Annotated in this window: 5 protein-coding genes; all 5 read left to right on the plus strand. The window is 35.3% G+C overall.

Annotated elements, in window-relative coordinates:
- On the plus strand, positions 1-363 hold a 363-nt coding region (locus BXU10_RS17490; protein WP_123922043.1), incomplete at its 5' end, for a hypothetical protein.
- Between the two features lie 188 nt (positions 364-551).
- Entirely contained in the window at positions 552-1844 is a 1293-nt protein-coding gene (locus BXU10_RS17495) for a hypothetical protein (protein WP_078226714.1), read from the plus strand.
- Positions 1845-1948: 104 nt separating this feature from the next.
- Entirely contained in the window at positions 1949-2371 is a 423-nt protein-coding gene (locus tag BXU10_RS17500; RefSeq protein WP_078226713.1) for a hypothetical protein, read from the plus strand.
- Positions 2368-3837: a gliding motility protein SprC gene (sprC, locus tag BXU10_RS17505; RefSeq protein ID WP_078228872.1), complete on the plus strand. Its 1470-nt coding sequence runs from the start codon at positions 2368-2370 to the stop codon at positions 3835-3837. The genes BXU10_RS17500 and sprC overlap by 4 nt, the downstream gene beginning before the upstream one ends.
- Before the next feature lies 1 nt (position 3838).
- The gene (locus tag BXU10_RS17510) at positions 3839-8011 is read left to right on the plus strand and encodes a type IX secretion system membrane protein PorP/SprF (protein WP_078228873.1); all 4173 of its coding nucleotides are present in this window, start codon (positions 3839-3841) and stop codon (positions 8009-8011) included.
- Positions 8012-8140: the final 129 nt, after the last annotated feature.

Raw genomic sequence — 8140 nt, forward strand, 5'->3', positions numbered from 1 at the left:
ATTAGTACTACAGCTCTTATTCGTAAATATCACGATCAAAAGGAATTGAGTGGAATGCAAAAAGGAGAATTATTAGAGTTGTATATTGAGCGTATTAAAGTTTTAGTAAAAACACTTCCTTACATTGCTTTGGTTACCAAACCTGGTGTTACTATGGCAGACTTAGGTATACCAGACGATAATGAACACAAAAAATCTTTAGAAAATCAAGCTTTAGGAACTAGTGCATTTTTAGATACTACTGTAGATTTTCAAAGAAAAATGATGCCTTATTCAGACAAGGCAAATTTAATAGCAGCAATTTTATTTTACGAAGGAACATTGAAATCTTTACATGAATTCAACGAATTGAACGAAATGTAATTTTTTAAATATTTTTGAAACCCTTTTTAAAATGTTTACGTAAATGGATTAAATTTCATTTAGCATTTTAAAAAGGGTATTAAAAACAGCTCGTTCTCGATGTATTCTGATTTTTTTGGAAAACGCGGGATGAGTTTTTATAATTTACGCATACCCAAATTTATTATTAACCCTAATACCCCCTTATCATGAAAAAATTTACTCAAATTATCTGCGTTCTTTTGACAGTTGCAAGTATGAGTGCTCAACAAGAAAAAGGAATTATGGGCTACAACAATTGGTTGAATAACTGGACCGAATTTAAGCCTAACAAAGTTGAATACGGTGAAGCCAACCAAATTTTAGCTGGAAACATTTCAACAAACACAAAACTGCTTAAGAAAAACATTTATGTTTTGCAGGGAAATGTTTATATTACTAACAATGCTGTTTTATCAATTGAGCCGGGAACATTAATTATCGGTGATTTCGAAACAAAAGGAACATTGGTAGTCACAAAAGGTGCATCAATTATTGCAGACGGTTTAGAGACTGACCCAATTGTATTTACTTCTAACAGAAGTCAGAAAAAAGCTGGTGACTGGGGAGGTATTGTGATTCTTGGCGATGCTCCGATTAATAAATTTGGAAATGTTGGTTCTTATAATTTAGATCTTGATCCTACAAAAACTACTTATGGTGGTGATAATGTTGCAGGAAACTCAGGGATATTAAGATTTGTAAGAATTGAATTTGCCGGTAAAAAAGTAAAAGGTTCAGGAACTTTCAATGGTCTAACACTTGCTGGTGTTGGAAATAAAACAATCTTAGAAAATGTAATGGTAAGTTATTCTGCAGGAGATTCATTTGGATTTTTTGGAGGAGATCTTAATGCTACTAAATTAGTTTCTTATAAATCTATCAATGATGATTATAAGTTTACTCAAGGAGTTCAATGTCGTTTGCATAACTCACTTGCAGTAAGATCTTCTTACTTATCAAGTAACAAAGATGGATCCCGTTGTTTAGAAGTTGCTTCATATGAGAAAAAGAGTGAAACAGATTTTACTAAAAAACAAACTTTAGTTGTAGCATCAAACATTACAATGCTTAATGATAGTGAAAATATAAATGCAGATATTCAGTCAGGTTTAGTAAAAGAAGCTGTATATATTGCTGAAAATGCTTCATTGGAAATAAAACGTAGTGTAATTTCAGGTTTTAATCCTGCAGTTTTATTAGATAGTAAAACAGAGATTAACGATGCTAATCTCAAGAAAATTAAATTTGAAGAAATGTTTTTCAACCTATGTAAAGGTAATATATTTACAGAATTCAATTCTAACAATGAAGATTTAGAGAGTTGGTATGGTAACAGTGTGTTTTTTAACGTATACTCTCAAAGTGATAACAAAGAAACTTTTATAGATATTTTTAATCCAAAAAAACCAGATTTCAGACTTCAATTAGGAAAAATTACTGCTTCAAGCGGTAATAGATAATAGATTTAGATTTTTATTTCAAAGCGTAAATTTTATTAATAAAAGTCCCCAGACAATTTATGTATATGTCTTAAGACAGGACCCAAATAAAGATCAAATAGAATATGGCTCCAAGTATTAAAAAGTATTTTATATATACAATATTTTTGGTTTCCCCTTTATCGTTAAGTTTATATGCCCAATGCAAAATTGAAAAACCTATAAATTCAAATGTTGCTGTTGGTCAACAAGATCATACGTTAAAAAATTTAAACCAAATAACGGAAATTACATCTGTAATTGATTTAGAGTATTCTAAACAGTTTATAGTAGAGCTATCCATCCCCAAGGGTAGCTTTGCTGTAGAAGCTGAAGGAATTGACAAAACAAATAGAGCTGTCAATTCAGAAAAAGAATCAAAAAAAATCTCATCTTATTCTGTTCTTGCAAAAGATATTATTGAGAATTATAAATATGACTTTTCTGAAACTTTTATAGACATTTTGTTTTTTGAAGATATAGACTTAGCAAGAATTCGTACTATATGATGCAAAAAACTACTCTTTCTCTGATAAAAACATTACTTTTTTCAGGAGTATTTTTATTTACCGTTTACCATTCTAATGCGCAAACAATTTCAGCCAGTAAGTTTGATTTTGTAAATATTTGCGCAGGAGATATAGTAAGCGGCATACCCTTTAATGAGTATAATGTGACCTTTACATATAGCGATTTCTCTTCAGATGTCGTTTTTGATGTAGAATTAAGTGATGAGAACGGAGTATTTGTAACTTCGGCTCCAATTCTTGCTACAAAATTAGATGTAAGTAATCCGTCTGTAACTCAGCAAACAATAAAATTTGCTATTCCTGCCGGAATCAAAGGATCTAATAATTATAGCATAAGAGTTAGAAGTAACAAAGGAATAAATAGTACAAGAATTAGAAATTTTGCTAACGCAACTTCTTTTGCAGTATACTACAAAGATTATGTAAAAGCATTTACAATTAATAATCAAGGCACTTCTGCAACATTTTGTTCAGGAGGAAGCCTTACTCTTTCTGTTGATAATCCGACACCAAATACAACTAATTCATCTCCGGCAAATTATCCAAACCTTAAATACAAATGGTATAAAGATGACGTATTAATTTCAGGACAAAGTGATAAAATTTTGACTGTTAATGCTACTGGAAGCTATTATGCGGAGTTGGATTATGGAGTATGCTCAGATGTTAATTTTAGTTCTAATCGTGTTACTGTAACGAGTGCATCCGGATCAGGTTCATCTACAACTATTAGCTCCAGTTTAGGAAATCCTTTTTGTGCAAACGGAAGTAACACTATCCTGACTGCTACTGGTGGTGGAAATAGCTATATATGGAAAAAAGATGGTTCTGTAATTGCAGGAGCAACTAGCAGGACATACAGTACTATTGAATCAGGAGTTTATACAGTAGATATTAATTTTGGCGGCTGTTCGGGTTCAGGAAGTATAAATCTGATACGGAATAGTTTCGATGCTAGTATTGATGTTGCTGATGAAACATCTATCGACGAAGGTGAAACTTTAAGTGTAACTGTAACAGATGATGCTTCAAACCCAACTTATGAATGGTATTTGAATGGTAATCTTATTGCAGGAGCAACTACTGATACTTATTTAATATCTTTTAGAGGAAAATATAAAGTAAAAGTTTCTCAGGCAGGTGGGTGTATTTCTACAAAAGAATTTAGTTTTAAAGTTAACGGGCCAGCGGGTAATGCTACAGTAATTCCAAATATCATTAAGCTAAGTGATTCTCCATATTGGAATATCCCTGATGTTTATAGAAATGAAAGCACAAAGGTTATAATTATAAGCTCAAGTGGCGAAAAGGTTCTGGACGTTGTCAATTATCAGGGTGATTGGCCACAGACAGGATTAGATATTAAAAATGTAAATCCGGTATATTACTATGTTATTAAAGGCGATGCAGGTGAAAAAAAAGGATCAATAACGGTGCTGAAATAATATGAAGAAATTTTTACTATTCTTAACTTTATTATGCGGTACATCACAGTTACTCTATTCTCAGGATACAAATGAGAATGGAGTTGTTTCGTTTTCATTACCTGTCCGAAATTCATTAAAGTTTAATAGATATTTAATCAACCCAACATTCAGTTTTGTTCGTGAGCAAAACCCAATGGTAAGTTTTTATAATAAAAGACAATACGTACAATTTGATGATGCACCTAATACTTACCTTTTTAATTATTCAGGACGTTTAAAAGAAAATGATGGTTATGCTATAGGTTTGTTTCAGCAAAATTACGGTTTAATGACCGTTTTTGGAGGAGTTGTCAATTTTGCCCATAATATTGTTCTACAGGAAGACAGTAATTTAACTTTTGGATTAAACGTTGGTGCTTATCAAAGTGGTTTAGACAAAGGAAAAATAATATCTGATGATGTAGTATTAGATACTGATTATCCATCAAATACTTTAATTGCTATAAATCCAGGTATTAATTACGGAACTGCTTTTCTTGATTTCGGATTATCCATGAATAATTTGGTACTGTATAATTTTGGTTCTGGAATGGTAAAAGACGATCCTGAAAAAGCCATTCAACTGCATGCTATGTACACAGGCTACATAGACAGTTACGGATTTTTTGATCAAAGTAAATTTTCAGGAATTGTAAAAACAGAAATTAAAAAAGACAATACGATTATTTCTGGACTTGCCATGCTTACTATGCCTCAGGGAATTTGGGCACAAGCAGGTTATAATACTCTATATGGTCTTTCCGGTGGATTAGGAGTTAACATAACAGCTAATATCGCAATTGAATACAATTATGAAAGAGGTTTAGGTAATTTCACAAATTTAGGAGCTTCTCATGAATTTGTTATTGCGTACAAATTTAAAAATACAAGATACTATTATGGAGATGATGAAGAAGGTTCTTTAATAGATACTTCAAAACCAAAACCTGTAATAGCAAAAAAATCGACTCCTACTGTTACAAGAGTAGATGGTGCTACAAAAGCAAAATTAGCTGCAGAAGCAAAAGCAAAAGCTGATGCTGAGGCACAGAAAGTTAGATTAGCTGCTGCAGAAAAAGTTAAGGCAGATGCAGAAGCAGCAGCAAAAGCAAAATTAGATGCTGATAATAAGGCTAAAGCCGATGCAGAAGCATTAAAAATCAAATTAGCAGCAGAAAACAAAATTAAAGCCGATGCAGAGGCTACTAAATCGAAATTATTAGCAGAAGCCAGAGCCAAAGCTGATGCAGAAGAGGCTAAACGTAAAGCAGAAGCCAAGGCAAAAACAGAAGCTGCAGATTTGCAATCTATCATAGCTGCTGATGCTAAAGCAAAAGCCGATTCAGATGCATTACAAGCCAGAATAGCTGCAGAATCAAAAGCTAAAGCTGCGGCTGAAGCTAAAACAAAAGCTGCGAAAGATGCAGCAATCAAAGCTAAGGCTGCTGCTGATGCTAAAGCCAGAACAGCTGCATTATTAGCAGAAAAGGAAAGATTAGCTGCTGAAGCTAAATTAAAAGTAGATGCAGAAGAGAGACAAGCCAGAATTGCTGCAGAAGCCAAGGCAAAGGCTGATGCAGAAGCGTTACAGGCCAAACTTGTTGCTGATGCTAAAGCAAAAGCTGATGCAGAAGCCCTTAAAATAAAACTTGCAGCCGATGCTAAAGCGAAAGCCGATGCAGAAGCGTTACAGGCTAAACTTGTTGCTGATGCTAAAGTTAAAGCTGATATGGAAGCATTACAAGCGAAATTACTTGCTGATGCTAAAGTTAAAGCTGATGCAGAAGCAACTAATAAAGCAAAAGCAGAACAAGAAGCAAAACAGTTAAAATTAGCTGAGGAAGCAAAAGCTAAAGCGAAAGCTGATGCAGAAGCCCTTCAGGCCAAACTTGCAGCAGACGCTAAAGCAAAAGCTGATGCAGAAGCTCTTAAAGCGAAATTAGCAGCAGACGCTAAAGCAAAAGCTGATGCAGAAGCCCTTCAGGCCAAACTTGCGGCAGACGCTAAAGCGAAAGCTGATGCAGAAGCTCTTCAGGCAAAACTTGCCGCAGATGCGAAAGCTAAAGCTGATGCAGAAGCTCTTAAAGCGAAATTAGCAGCAGACGCTAAAGCCAAAGCTGATGCAGAAGCCCTTCAGGCCAAACTTGCTGCAGACGCTAAAGCGAAATCCGATGCAGAAGCGTTACAGGCTAAACTTGCAGCAGATGCTAAAGCAAAAGCTGATGCAGAAGCTGATGCAGAAGCTCTTAAAGCGAAATTAACAGCAGACGCTAAAGCCAAAGCTGATGCAGAAGCCCTTCAGGCCAAACTTGCTGCAGACGCTAAAGCGAAATCCGATGCAGAAGCGTTACAGGCTAAACTTGCAGCAGATGCTAAAGCAAAAGCTGAGGCAGAAGCTCTTAAAGCGAAATTAGCAGCAGACGCTAAAGCCAAAGCTGATGCAGAAGCCCTTCAGGCCAAACTTGCGGCAGAAGCCAAAGCGAAATCCGATGCAGAAGTGTTACAGGCTAAACTTGCAGCAGATGCTAAAGCAAAAGCTGATGCAGAAGCTCTTAAAGCGAAATTAGCAGCAGACGCTAAAGCAAAAGCTGATGCAGAAGCGTTACAGGCTAAACTTGCAGCAGATGCGAAAGCTAAAGCTGATGCAGAAGCTCTTAAAGCGAAATTAGCAGCAGAAGCGAAAGCCAAAGCTGATGCAGAAGCCCTTCAGGCCAAACTTGCTGCAGACGCTAAAGCGAAATCCGATGCAGAAGCGTTACAGGCTAAACTTGCAGCAGATGCTAAAGCAAAAGCTGATGCAGAAGCTCTTAAAGCGAAATTAGCAGCAGACGCTAAAGCTAAAGCTGATGCAGAAGCCCTTCAGGCCAAACTTGCGGCAGAAGCCAAAGCGAAATCCGATGCAGAAGCGTTACAGGCTAAACTTGCAGCAGATGCTAAAGCAAAAGCTGATGCAGAAGCTCTTAAAGCGAAATTAGCAGCAGACGCTAAAGCAAAAGCTGATGCAGAAGCCCTTCAGGCCAAACTCGCAGCAGATGCTAAAGCAAAAGCTGATGCAGAAGCTCTTAAAGCGAAATTGGCAGCAGACGCTAAAGCAAAAGCTGATGCAGAAGCCCTTCAGGCCAAACTTGCAGCAGATGCGAAAGCTAAAGCTGAGGCAGAAGCTCTTAAAGCGAAATTGGCAGCAGAAGCGAAAGCCAAAGCTGATGCAGAAGCCCTTCAGGCCAAACTTGCGGCAGATGCTAAAGCGAAATCTGATGCAGAAGCATTAGCCGCTGCAGCTCAAAAAGATGAAACTGCGAAAGAATTAGACAACTTAACACAATTAGTTGAAAATTCAGGGAAAGCACAGTCAGACTTAATTGCTCAGTTCAATTCTACAGTTGCTAATAAGCAAAAAGACTTGAATGATATGAAGGAAGAAAATGATTTGAGTGAAAAAGGTATTTACAAAGAACCTAAACCATTTAAGAGTGTAAGTGCTGAAAATGCTCAGATAGAATCATTAAAAGGTCAAATAGCAGATGCTAATTTTGCTCAAAAGACTGCTATTGCTAATTTGACAAACTTATACAACGAAAGACTTAAAAAAGTTCCTAATAAAGATGATGCTTTAAATAGAGCTTATTTAGAAAAAATAAATCAATTGAAAGCAGCTCAGTTAAAAGCTGAACAAGATAATATCGCTTTGATTGCAAATTTAGAGCGTATTAAAACAGAGACAGAAATTGAGAAAAAACGTAGAATTAAACGTGCGGCATATGAAAACGATCAAGGAAGATATGCACAAGATCTTGCAGCTCTTAAACGTATAAAAGAAACAACAAAATTGAGTAGCACGCCATTAACAGAAAGCGATTTTGACTTTGGAGAAGACCAGTCAAACATGCAAATTATTAAGAATATTAAAAATTCTGAAAGTGGTTATTATCTAATTATTGCTGTTCATAACAGCGTTGAAAAACGTGATGAATTTTTAACAAAAGCAGTTGCTGCAGGTCGTTCAGATGTTAATTTCTTTTACAATGTAACGACAAGTAAATATTACATTTATTATGAAAAACATGAAGATTTATCAGAAGCAACTAAAGCGTTAGAAGCAAAAGGAAATAAACCTTACAATAGCAGAATGGCTATTGTAAAAGTTGAAAATTAATAATAGAAATAAAAAGCCAGTATTTCTTAAAATTCAAGAGATACAAAAAAATAAATATTTTTAAAGTGCCAAAGTTTTATTTTTTAACGCCCCTTAAAAAATAAAATGCAGCCCCAAAAAAAGTAAACC

This window comes from Flavobacterium sp. LM4, assembly GCF_002017935.1.
In the GTDB taxonomy this organism is placed as follows: Bacteria; Bacteroidota; Bacteroidia; order Flavobacteriales; family Flavobacteriaceae; genus Flavobacterium; species Flavobacterium chungangense.

Coding starts and splice junctions, on each gene's coding strand:
- sprC (WP_078228872.1), top strand. CDS start 2,368: ATGATGCAAAAAACTACTCTTTCTCTGATAAAAACATTACTTTTTTCA.
- BXU10_RS17495 (WP_078226714.1), top strand. CDS start 552: ATGAAAAAATTTACTCAAATTATCTGCGTTCTTTTGACAGTTGCAAGT.
- BXU10_RS17510 (WP_078228873.1), top strand. CDS start 3,839: ATGAAGAAATTTTTACTATTCTTAACTTTATTATGCGGTACATCACAG.
- BXU10_RS17500 (WP_078226713.1), top strand. CDS start 1,949: ATGGCTCCAAGTATTAAAAAGTATTTTATATATACAATATTTTTGGTT.